This is a genomic window from Hymenobacter psychrotolerans DSM 18569, from assembly GCF_900142395.1.
In the GTDB taxonomy this organism is placed as follows: domain Bacteria; phylum Bacteroidota; class Bacteroidia; order Cytophagales; family Hymenobacteraceae; genus Hymenobacter; species Hymenobacter psychrotolerans.
Genome location: NZ_FRAS01000002.1, coordinates 128,892 through 145,664, shown reverse-complemented (window position 1 = coordinate 145,664; position 16,773 = coordinate 128,892). Strand labels below are relative to the sequence as shown.

The 16,773-nt window shown below is 61.3% G+C and carries 13 protein-coding genes; 5 read left to right on the top strand and 8 right to left on the bottom strand.

Annotated features, from left to right (window positions below):
- Positions 1–16 precede the first annotated feature (16 nt).
- From secA to BUE15_RS03500, 4 genes are all read right to left on the bottom strand, one after another.
- Positions 17–3,424, bottom strand: a complete 3,408-nt coding sequence (gene secA, locus BUE15_RS03515) for a preprotein translocase subunit SecA (protein ID WP_073281317.1) — start codon at positions 3,422–3,424, stop codon at positions 17–19.
- 227 nt (positions 3,425–3,651) lie between these two features.
- On the bottom strand, positions 3,652–4,833 hold the full coding sequence (glf, locus tag BUE15_RS21875) for a UDP-galactopyranose mutase (protein WP_073281316.1): 1,182 nt from the start codon (positions 4,831–4,833) through the stop codon (positions 3,652–3,654).
- 34 nt (positions 4,834–4,867) lie between these two features.
- Positions 4,868–5,986 carry a glycosyltransferase family 1 protein gene (locus BUE15_RS21870; RefSeq protein ID WP_211617577.1) on the bottom strand — a complete coding sequence of 373 codons (1,119 nt, stop codon included), beginning with the start codon at positions 5,984–5,986 and terminating at the stop codon, positions 4,868–4,870.
- A 311-nt stretch (positions 5,987–6,297) separates the two neighbouring features.
- Positions 6,298–6,813, bottom strand: coding sequence for a GNAT family N-acetyltransferase (locus tag BUE15_RS03500; RefSeq protein WP_073281314.1), 516 nt, complete (start codon positions 6,811–6,813; stop codon positions 6,298–6,300).
- Positions 6,814–6,931: 118 nt separating this feature from the next.
- Between BUE15_RS03500 and BUE15_RS03495 the strand changes: the two genes are divergently transcribed.
- Positions 6,932–7,951, top strand: coding sequence for an aldo/keto reductase (locus BUE15_RS03495; protein ID WP_073281313.1), 1,020 nt, complete (start codon positions 6,932–6,934; stop codon positions 7,949–7,951).
- A gap of 84 nt (positions 7,952–8,035) precedes the next feature.
- Here the strand turns inward: BUE15_RS03495 and dapF are convergent, their stop codons facing one another.
- Positions 8,036–8,830 (bottom strand): diaminopimelate epimerase, encoded by a 795-nt coding sequence (dapF, locus tag BUE15_RS03490; RefSeq protein ID WP_073281312.1) that lies wholly within the window; start codon positions 8,828–8,830, stop codon positions 8,036–8,038.
- 16 nt (positions 8,831–8,846) lie between these two features.
- Positions 8,847–9,317 carry a DinB family protein gene (locus tag BUE15_RS03485; protein WP_170865179.1) on the bottom strand — a complete coding sequence of 157 codons (471 nt, stop codon included), beginning with the start codon at positions 9,315–9,317 and terminating at the stop codon, positions 8,847–8,849.
- 101 nt (positions 9,318–9,418) lie between these two features.
- Between BUE15_RS03485 and BUE15_RS03480 the strand changes: the two genes are divergently transcribed.
- From BUE15_RS03480 to BUE15_RS03470, 3 genes are all read left to right on the top strand, one after another.
- Positions 9,419–10,303, top strand: a complete 885-nt coding sequence (locus tag BUE15_RS03480; protein ID WP_073281310.1) for a class I SAM-dependent methyltransferase — start codon at positions 9,419–9,421, stop codon at positions 10,301–10,303.
- A gap of 182 nt (positions 10,304–10,485) precedes the next feature.
- A complete protein-coding gene (locus BUE15_RS03475) occupies positions 10,486–11,457 on the top strand; it encodes a Ppx/GppA phosphatase family protein (protein WP_073281309.1) in 972 nt (323 codons plus the stop codon).
- 66 nt (positions 11,458–11,523) lie between these two features.
- The gene (locus BUE15_RS03470) at positions 11,524–12,621 is read left to right on the top strand and encodes an Ldh family oxidoreductase (protein WP_244535861.1); all 1,098 of its coding nucleotides are present in this window, start codon (positions 11,524–11,526) and stop codon (positions 12,619–12,621) included.
- Between the two features lie 76 nt (positions 12,622–12,697).
- Here BUE15_RS03470 and BUE15_RS03465 read toward each other — a convergent pair whose 3' ends face one another.
- A complete protein-coding gene (locus tag BUE15_RS03465; RefSeq protein ID WP_073281307.1) occupies positions 12,698–13,525 on the bottom strand; it encodes a murein L,D-transpeptidase catalytic domain family protein in 828 nt (275 codons plus the stop codon).
- A 242-nt stretch (positions 13,526–13,767) separates the two neighbouring features.
- Positions 13,768–14,628, bottom strand: coding sequence for a murein L,D-transpeptidase catalytic domain family protein (locus BUE15_RS21250; protein ID WP_170865178.1), 861 nt, complete (start codon positions 14,626–14,628; stop codon positions 13,768–13,770).
- A gap of 175 nt (positions 14,629–14,803) precedes the next feature.
- Between BUE15_RS21250 and hscA the strand changes: the two genes are divergently transcribed.
- A complete protein-coding gene (hscA, locus tag BUE15_RS03455; RefSeq protein ID WP_073281306.1) occupies positions 14,804–16,663 on the top strand; it encodes a Fe-S protein assembly chaperone HscA in 1,860 nt (619 codons plus the stop codon).
- The last annotated feature ends 110 nt before the right edge of the window (positions 16,664–16,773 follow it).

Genomic DNA, 16,773 nt, shown 5'->3' with positions numbered 1-16,773 from the left:
CTAAATCAGAAGAAAACTACGCCTCGTCTACCAGCACGCAGCGGTTGTTGAGCAGATCCTCTTCTACGGTTTTGTATTTCACGTCGCTCACGATGCGGCCGTCCATGTACTGCACGGTCACTTTCTCGTTGCGGTTGGCCACTTTCTGCGAGCGGACCGGCGCCTGCTTCACCAGCGGCTCCGCAGCCGACTGGTCCAGATCTTCCGGACCGGCGCCCAGCGACACCGACGATACTTCCTTCTCGGCCTTCAGCTTGGGCATGGGGGCCGGCGTGGGCAGCTCGTCTTCGATGTAGAACTCCGACTCGTCGGTGCCCTGCGCGCCGCCCTGCACCGGAATGTCGGCGCGGAACAGGAACGACAGGGTTTCTTCGTTGACTTTGCCGATCATGCCTTTGAACAGCTCGAAGCTCTCGAACTTGTACACCAGCAGCGGGTCTTTCTGCTCGTACACGGCGTTCTGCACCACCTGCTTCAGGTCGTCCATCTGGCGCAGGTGCTGGGTCCAGGCCGTGTCGATAGTCGACAGAACCACTGCTTTCTCCATGCTCCGGATGATTTCATGGCCGCCCGTGGCCTGGGCGCGGCGCAGGCTGGCTACTGCCGAAACCTGCTTGCGGCCATCGGTGAAGGGCACCGCCACGTTTTCGAAGGGCGCGTTCTGCTCCAGCAAGCTGTTGACGAGCGGCATTGCATTGCTGGCAATGTGGTCGTTTTTGCTGTGGTAGTAGCCCAGGGCCTCGTCGTAGAGCTTCTGCGCCAGCGGACCAGCGGCCATGCTCTTCATTTCGGCTTCCGTGATGTAGGTGTCGTAGCCGTACACGCGGATGATGGCCAGCTTGAAGTCTTCGTAGTCGTTGGAAATCTTGTGGCTGGCCACAATGTCCTCGGCTACGTCGTAAATCATGTTCCACACGTCCAGCTCCAGACGCTCGCCGAACAGGGCGTTGCGGCGGCGCTTGTACACCACTTCGCGCTGGGCGTTCATCACGTCGTCGTACTCGAGCAGGCGCTTGCGCTGGCCGAAGTTGTTTTCTTCCACCTTCTTCTGGGCGCGCTCAATCGAGCTGGTAATCATCGAGTGCTGAATTACCTCGCCTTCTTCCAGACCCATGCGGTCCATAAGCTTGGCAATCCGGTCGGAGCCGAATAGGCGCATCAGGTTGTCTTCGAGGCTCACGAAGAACTGCGAAGAGCCTGGGTCGCCCTGGCGGCCGGCACGGCCCCGCAGCTGGCGGTCTACGCGGCGGCTTTCGTGGCGCTCCGTACCAATGATGGCCAGGCCACCGGCCTCTTTCGAGGTGCCGCGCAGCTTGATGTCGGTACCACGGCCGGCCATGTTGGTGGCAATGGTGACGGTGCCGGGGTGGCCGGCAGCGGCTACAATTTCAGCTTCGCGCTGGTTCTGCTTGGCGTTCAGGACCTGGTGCGGAATCTTACGCAGGTTGAGCATACGGCTCACCAGCTCCGAAATTTCCACGCTCGTGGTACCTACCAGCACCGGGCGGCCGGCCTGCACCAGCGTCTGGATTTCCTCGGCTACGGCGTTGTACTTCTCGCGCACGGTCTTGTAGACCTTGTCGTGCTCATCTTTGCGCTGGATACCGCGGTTGGTCGGAATAACGACTACGTCGAGCTTGTAGATGTCCCAGAACTCGCCGGCTTCGGTTTCGGCCGTACCCGTCATGCCGCCCAGCTTGTGGTACATGCGGAAGTAGTTCTGCAGCGTCACGGTGGCGTAGGTCTGGGTGGCGTCTTCCACGCGCACGTTTTCCTTTGCTTCAATGGCTTGGTGCAGCCCGTCGGAGTAGCGGCGGCCTTCCATTACGCGGCCCGTCTGCTCATCCACGATTTTCACCTTGCCGTCGTCGGTCAGGATGTACTGGTCGTCGCGCTCAAACAGGGTGTAGGCTTTCAGCAGCTGGTTCACGGTGTGTACCCGCTCGCTCTTCTCCTGGTACTCCTGCATCAGGTGCTCTTTCTGGTGCAGCTTCTCGTCGTCTTTGAGGGCCGGGTTTTTCTCGATGTCGGCAATAGCCACCCCAATGTCGGGCATGATGAACAGCTGCGGGTCTTCGCCCTGGGCCGTAATCAGGTCAATGCCTTTCTCGGTCAGTTCAATCTGGTTGTTCTTCTCGTCGATGGTGAAGAACAGCGGCATGTCGGCCTGCGGCATCTGGCGCGAGTTGTCGGCCAGGTAGTGGTTTTCTACTTTCTGCAGAATGGCGCGCATGCCGGTTTCGCTCAGGAACTTGATGAGTGGCTTGCTCTTGGGCAGGCCGCGGTAAGCGCGGAACAGCGCCAGGCCAGCTTCGCCTTCCTTGGGGCCGTCTTTGCCTTCTTTGATGCCTTTGCGGGCCTCCACCAGATATTGCTGCACCAGCTTCTTTTGCTCGTCTACGAGGCGCTGGATGCGGGGCTTGAGCTGGTAGAACTCGTGCACGTCGCCGCGGGGCACGGGGCCCGAGATGATGAGCGGCGTCCGGGCATCGTCAATCAGCACGGAGTCCACTTCGTCGACCATGGCGTAGTGGTGCTTGCGCTGCACCAGCTCGCCGGTTTCGCGGGCCATATTGTCGCGCAGGTAGTCGAAGCCGAATTCGTTGTTGGTGCCGTAGGTGATGTCGGCGGCGTAGGCGGCACGACGGGCGTCGGTGTTGGGCTGGTGCTTGTCGATGCAGTCCACGGTGATGCCGTGGAACTCGAACAGCGGCGCATTCCACTCCGAGTCACGTTTGGCCAGGTAGTCGTTGACGGTTACCAGGTGCACGCCACGCTTGCTCAGCGCGTTCAGGAAGGCTGGCAGCGTCGAAACGAGGGTCTTGCCTTCGCCCGTCGCCATTTCCGAAATCTTGCCCTGGTGCAGTACCACGCCCCCGATGATCTGGACGTCATAGTGCACCATGTCCCAGGTGATTTCGGCCCCGGCGGCCAGCCACTTGTTGCTCCAGATGGCTTTGTCGCCGTCGATGGTGACGTTCTTTTTGCGCTTGGCGTACTCCCGGTCGTAGTCGGTGGCGGTTACCACCAGCTGGCCGTTTTCCTTGTAGCGGCGGGCCGTTTCCTTCACGGTAGCGAAGGCCGCGGGCAGCACCTCCATCAGCACCACTTCCAGATCCTTGTTGCGCTGCTTTTCCAGCTCGTCAATCTGGTCGAAGAGCTGTTCTTTCTGGCCGATATCCAGTGTCGTATCCTCATTGACGCGAGCGTGCAGCGCCGCAATCTGGTCGTCGAGGCCTTTCAGCCGCTCGTCAATACGGGCGCGCACCTCGTTGGTGTGCTCGCGCAGCTGGTCGTCGGAGAGCTGTGCCAGTTTGGCATATTCGGCGTTTACGAGCGCCACGTAGGGGATAATCTCCTTCAAGTCCCGGTCCGATTTCGTTCCGAAAATCTTGGCGACGGTTTTCCCTAGAAAGTCAAACATGCTGTTTATTTTTAACTGAAACGCCGGGGCGTACCTCAAATTTAAGGGGTTTTCCGGGAAATTCCCGGTGAAAGACCGCCTTACGTCGCCCTGACCCCCGAAACAACGAAACCCCGCTACCTCAAAGAGTGTGCGGGGTTTCTAAAATCGGATTTGTTGTCAGACGAGAAGCGTACAAGCCGGCACCGCTGCCTATTCTGGCAGTTCAGAGCTTTTCGGCCTGTTCGCTATTCCTTGGCTGGGTCGCGCGGCACGAGCTTATCCATGATGGAGGCCGAGCCGGTAATAGCAGGCTTTTTCACCTTCACGGCTTCTTCGCTTTTCTCAGTCAGCTTCTTATACAGCGTGAGAGCCTGCGCCACTACCTGGTCCATGTTGTAATACTTGTAGGTAGCTAAGCGGCCCACAAAATGTACGTTGGGGGTTTCATCGGCCAGCTTCTTGTATTTGTTGTACAGCTCGGCGTTTTCGAGGCGCGGTACGGGGTAGTACGGGTCGCCCTCGGCCTTCGGATACTCATACACGATGGCCGTTTTGGGGTGTTTCTGGCCGGTGAGGGCCTTGAACTCGGTGATGCGCGTGTAGAGGTTGTCGTTCGGATAGTTCACGACGGGCGCCGCCAGATAGCTCTCCTGGTTCAGGGTTTCGTGCTTGAACTCCAGGGAGCGGTAGGGCAGCTTGCCGTATTTGAAGTCGAAATATTCATCTACCGGACCCGAGAAAATCATTTCCTTAAACGGAATGAAGTCGATGATGTCGTGGTAGTCGGTGTTGAGCATCACTTTGATGTTGGGATGGTCCAGCATCCGCTCGAACATGCGGGTGTAGCCGTGCAGCGGCATGGCCTGGTAGGTATCCGTGAAATACCGGTCGTCGCGGTTGGTGCGCGTGGGTACGCGGCTCGTCACAGACTTGTCCAGCTCGGAGGGGTCCATGCCCCACTGCTTGCGGGTGTAGTTGCGGAAAAACTTTTCGTACAGCTCGCGCCCTACCTTGCTCACTACCACATCCTCAGAAGTCCGGATAACGGGCACTTCTTCGGCCAGGGATTCCAGGAACTGCTCCACTTCAAAGCTGTTCAGCGACAGGCCGTAGAGCTTGTTGATGGTGTCGAGGTTGATGGGCATGGGCACCAGCTGGCCGTCTACGGACGCCAGTACGCGGTGCTCGTAGGGGCGCCAGTCGGTGAAGTTGGAGAGGTACTCGAATACGTCTTTCGAGTTGGTATGGAAGATATGGGGCCCGTATTTATGGACCAGAATGCCCTCTTCGTTGTAATGGTCGTAGGCGTTGCCGGCAATGTGGCTGCGCTTGTCCACCACGAGAACTTTCTTATTTGAACGGGTGGCCAGCCGTTCCGCCAGCACGCTGCCGGCAAATCCGGCCCCAACAATCAGGTAATCAAACATAGTCTAAGCGTGTTGTGGTTGATAGAAAGAACAATCAGGAAACAGACATGGAAGCCGCGGCCGCGGTAGGCGCGGCGGTAGTTTTGGCCTGCAGGCGGCTCTGCATGAGGTCAACCATCTGCTCCCAGGTCAGGTCCCAGGAGATGGTGGCCAGATACTCATCGGTGCGGCGCTGCCAGTCGGCGTCGCGGGTTTGGGTAAGGGCCTTTGCAATGGCCCGGCCGAACTCACCGGCGGTAGCGGCAATCTGAACCAGGTTCAGCTCGCCGTAGGGGCGCACCACGTCGCGGATGGGAGTGCTGACGACCGGCCGGCCGGCGGCCAGGTACTCCGGCGTTTTGGTGGGCGAAATGAATTTCGTGCTTTCGTTGTCGGCGAACAGCAGCGTTGCTACCTCCCAACCCCGCAGGTAGGCGGGTAGTTCCTGGTAGTCTTTGCCGCCGAGGTAATGAATGTTGGCATGGCGCGGCAGCGTGGCCGGATCAATCTTCACCACGGGCCCGATAATGACGAACTGCCACTCAGGGTGCGCTTCGGCCAGCTGGCCCAGCAGTTCAATGTCGAGCCGCTCGTCTACTACGCCAAAAAAGCCAACCCGCGGGTGCGCAATACCGGCCTGGTCGGCGGGCTCGGCCATCTCGCGGCGGGCCTGCCCGAAATGGTCTTTGTCGATGCTGCTCGGGAATGGGTGCGCATCGGGGTGCTGCTGGCGCTTGGCTTCGTAGAGCGTGTGGCCGCCCGTAAATACCAGATCCGCCTTTTCGAACAACTCCTGCTCCCGCTCCCGCAGCGCAGGCGGCGCAAACTTGAAAGCCGCCAGCTCGTCCATGCAGTCGTACACGGTCAGGGCCGGCTTGAAATGGCGCGACTTGCCCAGTGCCATCGGCGTGTAGTACCACCCGATAAAGTTGCTGATGCCCTGCTCGTCGAAATACCGGCTCAACACCTCAAACTGGGCCTGTTCGGCGGCAGCTTCGTCGGGGCGCAGGCGGTTGGGCAGATGCACCACCAGCACCTTCAGGCCGTTCTGCCGCTCCTTGGTTTCCAGGTGCGGCTCAATCAGGTCATCGGCGTGGAAGAAGGGCTCTTCCACATAAAATACGCGGCTGTGCTGCGCAAAGCGCGACATCAGGTGCTGGGGCCGCTGCCACACAAAATCCCAGTGGAGATGGGCAAAACAAACTAAATCAGGAAGGGCGTAAGGTAGCGGTACGGCAGAGGCAGTGGAAACAGTGGTGGTAGCTGGTTTAGAATCGAGGGCATAGTCCCTTGATTCCACTGGCGGAGTCAGTGGCATAAACGAATGAAGAAGGAAGTAAATGCAGCGCCGGCTTACGCAACGGAATCGGCTCCCGGCCGGCCCCACACTGAGGCTATACGCCCGGTTGTATAAAAGGATATTGACGAGCTAACACTAATTGTATTGGCACTCGCGGGCTCATGCCAGTAGCTCAACCGTACGGCCTAGAGCAACTGCTGCATTTCCACTGCATTCTGCCACCCATCGGCTGTCCGCAGCCAGTCGCGCCGCACTCCTACCCTGCTGTAGCCGGCGGCCTCAAAGAGCCGAATACTGGCCGCATTGTCGGCCGCAATGGTGCAGTGCAGCTGGTGCAGCCGCAGCACCTGCCGGGCGTAGGGCCGCAGCAGCTCCAGCGCGGCCTGCGCATAGCCTTGCTGCCGGTGCCGGGCCAGCACCAGCACGCCCACACCAGCCCGCTGGTGCAACGGCTCAAACCCGAATAAATCGATGGTGCCAACGGCCTGCTGCGTGGCCGTGGCGCACAGCACCAGCCGCAGCTGCCGCACCTCATGAAAGTCGGCAGCGGCACTGTCCAGGTACTGCCGCAGGGTGTAGCGTGAAACCGGCGCCAGCGTGTCCGATACGCTCCAGATGCCGGGGTCGTTTTCCAGCGCGTACAGGAAGTCGAGGTCTTCGGCTTCGAGGGGGCGCAGAAACACAAGGTCGGAACGGAGCATGGCGGGTGAGGCGGAAGCGAAGTACGGCAGAATGGGGCGGCAGCAAAACCCTGAATTTTACGCTAACCTTCAGCCCGTAAACAGGTTTGCCTAAGATTCACTTCTAATTCTTACGGCTATGAAATACAACCTGCTGGGCAATACCGGCCTGAAGGTATCAGAATTGTGTCTGGGCACCATGACCTATGGCGGCACCGGCTGGGCCGCGGCCATCGGCAACCTCGGCCAGGCGGCGGTAGACGAGCAGATGAAACGCGCCTTGGACGCCGGCATCAACTTCATCGACACGGCCAACGTGTACTCCGAAGGCCTTTCGGAGGAGCTGACCGGCCAGGCGTTGCACAACCTCGGCATTTCGCGGCATGATGTGGTGCTGGCTACCAAAGTGCGCGGCAAAATGGGCGAAGGCCCCAACGACGCCGGCCTCACGCGCAAGCACATCCTCCAGCAGGTAGATGACAGCCTGCGCCGCCTCAAAACCGACTACATCGACCTGTACCAGACCCACAGCTACGACCCGCTGACGCCACTGGAGGAAACCCTGCGTGCCCTCGACGATTTGGTGCGCAGCGGCAAGGTGCGCTACATCGGGGCCTCGAACGTGGCGGCGTGGCAGCTGATGAAGGCCCTGAGCTACTCCACCTACAACCACGTGGAGAAGTACGTGTCGCTGCAGGCCTACTACACCGTGGCGGGCCGCGACCTGGAGCGGGAATTGATACCGCTGCTGCAGGACCAGAAAGTGGGCCTGCTGGTGTGGAGCCCGCTGGCCGGCGGCTTCCTGAGCGGCAAGTTCACCCGCGAAAACCAGAACGCGGAAGGTGCCCGCCGCTCCAACTTCGACTTTCCGCCCGTGGACAAGGAGCGCGCTTTTGATGTTCTGGATGTGCTGAGGCCGCTGGCCGACGCCAAAGGCGTATCGGTGGCGCAGGTGGCGCTGGCGTGGCTGCTGCACCAGCCCGCCGTGACGAGCGTCATCATCGGGGCCAAGAAAATGGAGCAGCTCGAAGACAACCTGAAAGCTGTGGACGTGCAGCTCACGCCCGACGACCTGCAAAAGCTGAGCGAAGCCAGCCAACTGGCCCCCGAATACCCCGGCTGGATGCTGGACTTCACCAAAGGCGACCGGCAGGCCTAACGACAGATAAAGCACCGAAAACAGCAGTGGCAACGACAAGAAGTCGTTGCCACTGCTGTTTATCAGGGGTATCGAACGAGCGGGCTAGGCTTCTACTTTGCCTTCGAAAACCCGGGTAGCGGGTCCGCTCAGATACACGTTGGTAAAGGTGCCGTCGGGGTGGCCTTCGAACGTGACGCGCAGGTCGCCGCCGGGGGTGCGCAGGTGCACGGGGCTGGCCGCGCCGCGCCGGGAAGCGGCCAGCGCCACCGCCGTTACGCCGGTGCCGCAGCTCAGGGTTTCGTCTTCCACGCCCCGCTCGTAGGTGCGCACCTGCCAGGGCTGGCCGGGTATAGCCGGGGCCTCCACGAAGTTGACGTTGGTGCCTTTCTCCCGGAAACGGTCGTTGTAGCGAATGGCGCGGCCTTCAGCAACTACGTTCAGCTCGGCCAGCGTGCTGGCGGGCTGGAAGCGCACGAGGTGGGGCGAGCCGGTGTCGAGAAACACGCCACAGTTTTCTACTTCCTGCTGGCCCAGCACGTCCTGCATGCGCAGGTGCACAGTGCCGTCGGCGTCTATTCGGGCCTTGTGCGGGCCATCGGCGGCCAGGAAGGTGGTTTCGGTTTTGATGACGCCCAGCTGCCGCGCAAATGCCACGGTGCAGCGCCCGCCGTTGCCGCACATCGAGCCCAGATAGCCATCGGCGTTGAAATACACCATTTCGAAGTCGTATTCCGGGTGCTGGCGCAGCAGAATCAGGCCGTCGGCCCCGATGCCACGGCGCCGGTCGCAGAGGTGGCGCACCAGCGTGTGGTTGTGCTCGTCGAACTGGTGGGCACGGTCGTCCATCATCACGAAGTCGTTGCCGGTGCCTTGGTATTTGAAGAAGGGAAGCGTCACGGAAGCAGCAGTGTAATCAGAGAAATTTGCGCAGCAGGGCAATCTGGCCGGCGTGGTAAAGGTAGTGCTGCGCGCTGCCATGCAGCACCACATACAACGACACTTCGGCGCCATCTTCCTGCAATACCCTGGCTTCCAGGGCGTCGTCAGGCAGGGCTTCGGCGGCAGCTACTAACCGCTGGTGGGCGCTTTGGAGTTCCTGCCGGGCCTGCTGCCACGCGCTTTCGTCGGGAGCGGCGGCAAAAGCCGGCCAGTCTTCCTGGGTAAGCGGCGTGGACTGCCGTTGCTCCACGCGCCAGGCTACGGTGCCGGCCCAGGTGGTCAGGTGGCGCACCAGTTCCCCGATGCTATGCACGCCGGGCAGCGGGTGGGCGGCAGCCTGCGCGGCCGTAATGCCGGCCAGCGTAGTGTGCAGGGAAGGCCCCGACCAGGCGTCGCCATCGAAAGCGCGCCGTAACTGATCCGCAATTCGTTGTGTTTCGCGCATGATTTCCTGCTGTTTCGGTAGAGCCGTATACGGTGCCGGCCGGAACTGCGCCATGCCGTACCTTTGCCCGCCTGCCTACCCGCAGCCTATAAAGCAGTTTTATGTACACCTTCCTGACCACGAGCCCCTGGGCCGACTACGAGTTGATTGACGCCGGCAACTTCGAGAAGCTGGAGCGGTTCGGCAAGCACATTCTGGCCCGCCCCGAGCCCCAGGCCATCTGGGATACGCATTTGCCCGCCTCGGAGTGGCAGCGCGCCAACGCCGTTTTCACCCGCGAAAAGGGCAGCCAGGAACGGGGCCAGTGGAAAATCAAGCCCGGCACGCCCGAGCAGTGGGTGATTGGCTACGAGCGGCCCGACGGGCTGAAGCTGCGGTTTCGGCTGGGCATGTCGTCGTTTAAGCACGTGGGCCTGTTTCCGGAGCAGGACCCCAACTGGCAGTTTATCTACAACCAGACCCGCAAGCGCAAAGCGGCCGTGCCGCGCGTGCTCAACCTGTTTGCCTATACCGGCGCGGCCACGCTGGCCGCCCGCGCCGCCGGCGCCGACGTCACGCACCTCGACTCGGTGAAGCAGGTGAACTTCTGGGCCCGCGACAATATGGAAGCCTCCGGGCTGGACGGTGTGCGCTGGCTGGTGGAAGACGCCATGAAATACGTGAAGCGCGAAGTGAAGCGCGGCAGCAAGTACCAGGGCCTCATCCTCGACCCGCCTGCCTACGGCCGCGGCCCCAACGGCGAAAAATGGCAGCTGGAAGACGAGCTGAACGAAATGCTCAAGCTCTGCCGCGACCTGCTCGACCCCGAGGACCACTTTTTCCTGATCAACCTCTACTCGCTCGGCTTCTCGGCCCTGATTCTGGAGAATCTGGTGCACGACATCTTCCCGAAGGCCCGTCAGCACCGCGAAATCGGGGAAATTTACCTGCACGATGCCTCCGCCCGCAAGCTGCCGCTGGGCACATTCTGCCGGTTTGCTACTTGATTTTTTGGTGACAGGTGACAGGTGACAGGTAGTGAAGCTCCCTCATCCTGGGCTGGTTATCGGCCGGTTAGCCGTGTTTCCCTTTCCTCTTCCTCCACCAGCACCTCACCGAAAAAACCTGTCCCCTGTCACCCTTTACCTGTCACCTCATCCCTATTTACCTCATCACTTAAAATCAGTCCATGTCACTTCCGCATCATCCCCTCCACCGCCGCCTGGCCCTTATCGACATGGGCACCAACACATTTCACCTGCTGATTGTGGAGCTGCCTGAGGCACGCCACGCGCAGCCGGTGGTGCTGTTGCGCACGAAGGTGGGGGTGCGGTTGGGCGAAGGCGGCATCAGCAAGGGCCACATTGCACCGGAGCCCTATGCCCGCGCCTTGCACACGCTGGCCGGCTTCAAGGAGGAAATGGAGCTGCACCAGGTGACGGATGTGCGTGCCACGGCTACCAGCGCCATGCGCGTTACGGCCAACGGCCCCGAGTTGGTCAAGGAAATCTTCGAGCAAACCGGCATTCAGGTCGAGGTAATTGCTGGCGACCGGGAGGCGGAGCTGATTTGCGCGGGTGTGCGCCAGGCCGTGCCGCTGGGCCCGCAGCCGCACCTTATCATGGACATTGGCGGCGGGTCGGTGGAGTTTATCATTGCCAACGGGCAAACCATTTTCTGGAAGCAAAGCTTTGAAATCGGGGCGCAGCGGCTACTTGACCGATTTTTTCCGGATGCCAGCGGTGTTATTCCTTCGGAGGCTGTAGCCGCCGAAAAAGAATATCTGCGCACGGTGCTGGCGCCGCTGGCGGCGGCCGTTGCGGAGTTTCGGCCGGTGGGCCTGGTAGGCGCCTCCGGTAGCTTCGATAGTCTGGCCGATATGCAGCTGGGCCGGCTGCGCACCGAAGCCGAGCTGCCGCCCAGCTCCGAGCTGGCCCTGGAAAGCTTCCGCCGCAGCTACGCGCAGCTGCTGAGCCTGCCGCATGAAGAACGCAAAGCCTTACCCGGCATTCTGCCCATGCGCGCCGACATGCTGGTGGTAGCCGCCATCCTCACCGACTACGTGCTGGAGCTGACGGGCATTACCCACCTGCGCACTTCGGCCTACGCCCTGAAGGAAGGGCTGCTGGCCGAAATGCTCCAAGCGCCGCCCCGCGCCTGATTGATGCAGCTTCTTCCCATCTGATTTCCTTCTTCACAAGCCGCTCCGCAGCGCAAGGTGTACGCCATGCGCCTACGAAGTCCGACCACCCTGCCCATGACGACTACCCTTTCCTATACCCAGCTTTTTGCCTTCACGGAAGCCGTATTTAGCGGTATGGGCTGCCCCGACGAGGATGCCACACTGGCCACCGAAACCCTGCTCTCCGCCGATTTGCGTGGTGTCGATTCGCACGGCGTAGCGCGGCTGATTGGCTACGTGCGGCTCTGGGAAGCGGGCCGCATCAATGCTGCGCCGCGCGTGGGCGTGACGTATGAAACGCCCAGCACCGCCGTAGTAGACGGCGACGGTGGCTTGGGGCTGGTAGTTGGCCCTCGCGCCATGCAGGTAGCCCTAGACAAAGCCCGGCAGGTAGGCTCCGGCTGGGTTTCGGTGAAGAACTCCAACCACTTTGGCATTGCCGGCTACCACGCCATGAAAGCCCTGGCCCACGACATGATTGGGGTGGCCATGACCAATGCCTCGCCCCTGGTGGCACCTACGTATTCGCTGGAGCGCCTGCTGGGCACCAACCCTATTGCAGTGGCGGTGCCGGCCGGCGAGCAGCCCGATTTTGTGCTGGATATGGCCACCACCACGGCCGCCAATGGTAAGCTGGAAATAGCGCAGCGCAAAAACCTCCCGATTCCCGAAGGCTGGGCCCAGGATGCGGCAGGTGTGGGCTCCACGGATGCCAACGCCGTGAAAAACGGGGGCGCCTTGCTGCCGCTGGGTGGCGCTACCGGCTCCCACAAAGGCTACGGCCTGGGCGCGGTAGTCGATATTTTTTCCGCCGTGCTCAGCGGGGCCAACTACGGCCCCTGGGTGCCGCCATTCGTGGCGTTCCTGCAGCCCTCCGAGAATCCGGTGGGTCAGGGGCTGGGCCACTTCTTCGGAGCAATGCGCGTGGATGCCTTCCGCCCCGCCGACGAGTTCAAGGCGCACATGGACAACTGGATTGCTACTTTCCGGGCGGCGCAGGCCGTGGAAGGCCACCACGTGCTCATTCCCGGCGACCCGGAGCGCGAAACGTCGGCTGTGCGCCTGCTGGAGGGCATTCCGCTGCTGGAGCCTGTGCTGAAAGACCTGGAGACAGTAGGCAGCAAGTTCGGCGTGAAGCTGTAGCCCTACTGATTTCCTATAGGCAAAAAGGCCCCTGACAGACTTGCCAGGGGCCTTTTTTTGATACGCTTGCTGCTTCTTAGCTATTGGCCGACAGCAGCGTGTTCACGGCTACGTCTTCGTTCAGATACTTCGATGAGTACGACTGATCCGGGCCGTTCAGGAACATACAGGTGCCGCCATTCACCGCTTCAATGATTTCGTCTTTCTCGTCCATGGGCAGTGCCGGGCAACCCAGGCTGCGGCCCAGGCGGCCATACTGCTGGATGAACTCCTCACTCACGTAGTCGGCGCCGTGCATCACGACGGCACGAGCCAGTGCGTTGGTGTTGAAGCCTTCATCCACGCCGTTCAGCTTCAGGGAGCGGCCGTGCTTGCCCACATACTCGCCCTGCGTCACGTAGAAGCCCAGGCTGCTCATGTTCGACTCGTTCTGGTTGGAGAACGTAGTAGCCACGTTTTCGCCCGAGTTGTGGCCGTGCGCTACCAGCGTATGGAATTTCACTTCCTTGGCAGCCAGATCGAGCACCCACAGGCGCTTTTCGGTGCTGGGTAGCTCGAAGTCAATGACGGTGAGAAGCTGCTTGTCATCGGTCAGCTGGCCATCGTGCTGCAGGTTCAGGTAGCCGGTCATGGCCTTCTCAAACACTGCATAGCGCAGGCCTTGGCTTTCCACGTTCAGGTCGCGGTACAGGTCGTGCAGGCGCTGGCTGAAGAAGGCCGCCTGCAGGCTTTTGGCCGACGGCAGCGCGTTCGATATTCCGGCCGCGTTGGCCTTGCTATTGACTACCGGAGCGGCCAGCGGCGTAGCCATGAACAACGACGCGACGAAAGGCAGTATGCGACGAGCCATGCGGCGCGCCCGGCGCTTCAGCCGCAGGCGATGAACTACATTCTGATTTTCCATCGACACAAGTCAGTTTCAGATGATACATAACGCTTTGCACTCGCAAAAGCGTCACTTGCAACTCCTATACGAAAGCAGCGGCCTCACGGATGAAGCCACAATATGTTCTGGTTAGGAGCAGCTATAACATAGCCGCTGGCTAATTGATTCCCGCCGGGCGGCCGGCCACTTTCGCTCAGCTTCTATCCTGTAGGCCGTTTTGTCCGGACCTGCCCCTTCTGGCGGCCTAATGCTGCCGCAACTTACCGCCAGCCCTGGGCCGCCAGTTGCTGCGCAGCACTGGTAGCGTTCAGCCATTCCGATTCTACGCCGGGCCCACTGATGTACAGGCATCCGCCCTCCCCTACTGCGCGAATAATGCCCCGATACTGGTCTGGCGGCAAAGCAGGGCAGCCGCGGCTGTAGCCGGCCTGGCCGTGGCGCTGCAGGTGCTGCTTACTAACGTAGTCAGCGGCGTGCAGCACCACGTAGCGGCGCAGGGCGTTGTCGTTCTGGCCGGCATCGAGGCCGCGCAGGCGGCGCGAGAGGCCATGTTTGCCGCCATAAGTGTCCTGCGTGCGGTAGAAGCCCAGCGCCGTGCACGCCGACTTTACTACGTTGGAGAAGCGGCGGGCGCGCAACTTGCCTGAGCCCCGGCCGTGCGCCACGTGGCTGCGGTGCAGCACGGCACCGTTGCGCAGATCGAGCACCCAGAAGCGTTTTTCGGAGGAAGGCAGGTCCATATCGGCCACGGCCAGAACACCGGACTGGCTGATTTTTCCCGCTCGGCGCAGGGCCAGGTAGCCGACGCAGGCTCGCTCCAGCACTTCGGGGCGCAGGTCGGCGGCAGCGGGGCCCAGTTGCCCATGCAGCGTACGCACGGCCTGCCGCAACGAGCCAGGCACATCAATCAGCGGCGCAACCGGCGTCAGGTGCAGCGAATCGGGCACGGCGGCGGCCGCTACTGCCGCTCTACTGGAATCGGAGGCAGCCTCTCTGGAAATAGCAGAAGCTGAGGGAGACTTGGTTTCGGTGGCGGAGGCGTGGCAGGCACTCAGGCCCAGGCTTACCAGCACTCCGGCTACCAGCTGCCACAGCGGGCCTCGCCCTTTTCCAACGCACATGCTCATGCCGGCAAGGTACTCAGGCGGCAGCGCATGGCAAAAGCCGGGGCAGTTATCGGCGGCGGCGGCCGGCTTTTCTTCGTTACTTTTGTGCCCTTTGCGGATGTGGCCGGTTATAGCCTTCCACATTCGTTTCGCTCACCGCGTGCCGCCCGGCGGCCGCTGCCTTTTCGCTATGGCCAAAGTCGCAATCAACCTCTCCACGGGGAGCATACAGCAGGAAGAAATTATTGTCGGTATCGACCTGGGCACCACCAACTCGCTGGTCGCCTACATCCAGCCCGACACCCGCCAGCCCCGCCCCATCAACGACCAGGGCCGTGGTACCATTGTGCCGTCGGTGGTGCACTTTCCGGCGGGCGGCGAAACGCCCATCGTAGGCACCGATGCCAAACAATACTTGCTCACCGACTCCGAAAACACCATTTATTCGGTGAAGCGCCTGCTGGGCAAGAGCTACAAGGACCTGGGCGAGCACGCCCGTGAGCTGGGCTATAAGGTCATCGACGACAACTCCGAAGGCTTGGTGAAAATCCGGGTCGGCGACAAGTTCTACTCCCCCATCGAGCTGTCGGCTGAGATTCTGAAGGAGTTGCGCGCCCGCGCCGAGCATGCGCTCAAAACGCCCGTCAACCGGGCTGTTATTACGGTGCCGGCCTACTTCAACGACTCGCAGCGGCAGGCCACCCGCGACGCCGGCCGCCTCGCGGGCCTGGAAGTATTGCGCATCGTGAACGAGCCCACGGCGGCCGCGCTGGCCTACGGCATCGGCCTTTCGCCGGATGAGGAGAAGACCGTGGCCGTGTACGACCTCGGCGGCGGCACCTTCGACGTGAGCATTCTGCGCATTCAGCAGGGCATTTTCGAGGTGCTGAGCACCAACGGCGACACCTACCTCGGTGGCGACGACATCGACCACGCCATTTACGAGTACTGGGCCGCCGAGTATCAGCTTGCCACTGCGCTGTTTCAGAGCCCCGAAAAGCAGCAGCAGTTGCGCTTGCTATCCGAGGAAGCCAAGATTCAGCTCAGCCGGAACGAGTCGTTTGAGGCCGATTTCAACGGAACACTGCTCCCGCTCAGCAAAGCCAAGTTCAACGAGCTGGCGGGCCCGCTGGTAGAGCGCACGCTGGATTCCTGCCGCCAGGCGCTGGCCGATGCCAAGCTTACGCCCGCCGACCTGGACGCGGTGCTGCTGGTGGGCGGCTCCACCCGCGTGCCGCTCGTGCACGATTCCGTGTCAGCGTTTTTCCAGCAGCCAGCCAACAACTCGCTCAACCCCGACGAAGTGGTGGCCCTGGGGGCGGCCATTCAGGCCGACATCCTGGCCGGCAACCGCCGCGACGTGCTGCTGCTGGACGTGACGCCGCTCACGCTGGGCATCGAAACCCTGGGCGGCCTCATGGACCCCATTATTCCGCGCAACTCCAAAATCCCGACCAAAGCCGGCCGCCAGTATACTACCAGCGTGGACGGGCAGGTGAACCTGAAAATATCGGTGTACCAGGGTGAGCGGGATTTGGTGCAGGAAAACCGCAAGCTGGCCGAATTCGACCTGCGCGGTATTCCGGCTATGCCGGCCGGCCTGCCTAAAGTAGATGTCAACTTCATCCTGAACGCCGACGGCATCCTGAAAGTGGAGGCCATTGAGCTGCGCTCCAATACCCGGCAGGCCGTGGAAATCAAGCCTCAGTACGGTCTCACCGACGAGCAGGTAGAGCAGATGCTGATGGACTCGCTCACGCATGCCCGCGAAGACGTGGCGGCCCGCATGGTGATTGAGGCCCGCACCGTGGCGGAGCAGATGCTGTATCAGGTGGAGCGCTTCGTGCAGAAAAACCAGCTGCACCTCACCGAAGACGAAATCACGCAGACGGCCGCCGCCACCCAGCGCCTGCGCGAGTCGCTGGAAACCCGCGACAAGGATACCATCCTCAAGGCCGTAGACGAACTGGAGGCGCTTACCAGCCCTTATGCTGAGCGGGTGATGAACATTTCCATCAAGCAGGCCATGACCGGTAAGAAGATTGAATAAGCAGTTTTTCTGGCTTAGCTGAGATGCAAAAATGCCCTGTTGTTAATCGGCAGGGCATTTTTGCTTTCTTTACCAACGGTTTGGCTGCGTGTAACACACTGTAGAGCTTA

Coding starts and splice junctions, on each gene's coding strand:
- BUE15_RS03480 (WP_073281310.1), top strand. CDS start 9,419: ATGTACACCTTCCTGACCACGAGCCCCTGGGCCGACTACGAGTTGATT.
- secA (WP_073281317.1), bottom strand. CDS start 3,424: ATGTTTGACTTTCTAGGGAAAACCGTCGCCAAGATTTTCGGAACGAAA.
- BUE15_RS03495 (WP_073281313.1), top strand. CDS start 6,932: ATGAAATACAACCTGCTGGGCAATACCGGCCTGAAGGTATCAGAATTG.
- BUE15_RS03465 (WP_073281307.1), bottom strand. CDS start 13,525: ATGGAAAATCAGAATGTAGTTCATCGCCTGCGGCTGAAGCGCCGGGCG.
- BUE15_RS03485 (WP_170865179.1), bottom strand. CDS start 9,317: ATGCGCGAAACACAACGAATTGCGGATCAGTTACGGCGCGCTTTCGAT.
- glf (WP_073281316.1), bottom strand. CDS start 4,833: ATGTTTGATTACCTGATTGTTGGGGCCGGATTTGCCGGCAGCGTGCTG.
- BUE15_RS03500 (WP_073281314.1), bottom strand. CDS start 6,813: ATGCTCCGTTCCGACCTTGTGTTTCTGCGCCCCCTCGAAGCCGAAGAC.
- BUE15_RS03470 (WP_244535861.1), top strand. CDS start 11,524: ATGCGCCTACGAAGTCCGACCACCCTGCCCATGACGACTACCCTTTCC.
- BUE15_RS03475 (WP_073281309.1), top strand. CDS start 10,486: ATGTCACTTCCGCATCATCCCCTCCACCGCCGCCTGGCCCTTATCGAC.
- BUE15_RS21250 (WP_170865178.1), bottom strand. CDS start 14,628: ATGTGCGTTGGAAAAGGGCGAGGCCCGCTGTGGCAGCTGGTAGCCGGA.
- hscA (WP_073281306.1), top strand. CDS start 14,804: ATGGCCAAAGTCGCAATCAACCTCTCCACGGGGAGCATACAGCAGGAA.